Origin of the sequence: Vibrio sp. 10N.222.46.A1 (genome assembly GCF_041473595.1) — a bacterium.
In the GTDB taxonomy this organism is placed as follows: Bacteria; Pseudomonadota; Gammaproteobacteria; order Enterobacterales; family Vibrionaceae; genus Vibrio; species Vibrio tasmaniensis_A.
Genome location: NZ_JBFRSN010000101.1, coordinates 1 through 379, shown reverse-complemented (window position 1 = coordinate 379; position 379 = coordinate 1). Strand labels below are relative to the sequence as shown.

At 34.6% G+C, this 379-nt stretch carries 1 protein-coding gene; it reads right to left on the bottom strand.

The window, feature by feature from the left end:
* A partial coding sequence (locus tag AB4496_RS03670) for a GNAT family N-acetyltransferase (RefSeq protein WP_372130600.1) occupies positions 1-379 on the bottom strand: 379 nt, incomplete at both ends.

Here is a 379-nt window from a genome sequence, read left to right as displayed (position 1 = left end):
TCTTGATACAGCTTTAACGCTCTTTGATTTTGATATGCAACTCGTAATTTTATTTGCTCAATACCAATCGATTTTAATTGTAACTCAAGAGCAGTAATTGCCAATTTTCCATAACCATTATTGCGGCAGTTTGGAAAAATAAAGAAGTCATAAATAAACGTCGACTTATCATTTGCGTTAATCGAATGCCACAAATAACCAACCAATTCTGAACCTAATTCAATGCACAATAATTCATGCTCATTAGTTTCCAAACCATTAGGAAAACTACGAAGAAGATCCTGATTAGCCAATTCGAGCGCCCTATCCATTGAGTGACCATAGTTTTCAGCTATTTCACGGCTATAATCATCAATGAAATATTCACAATACGCAGGAT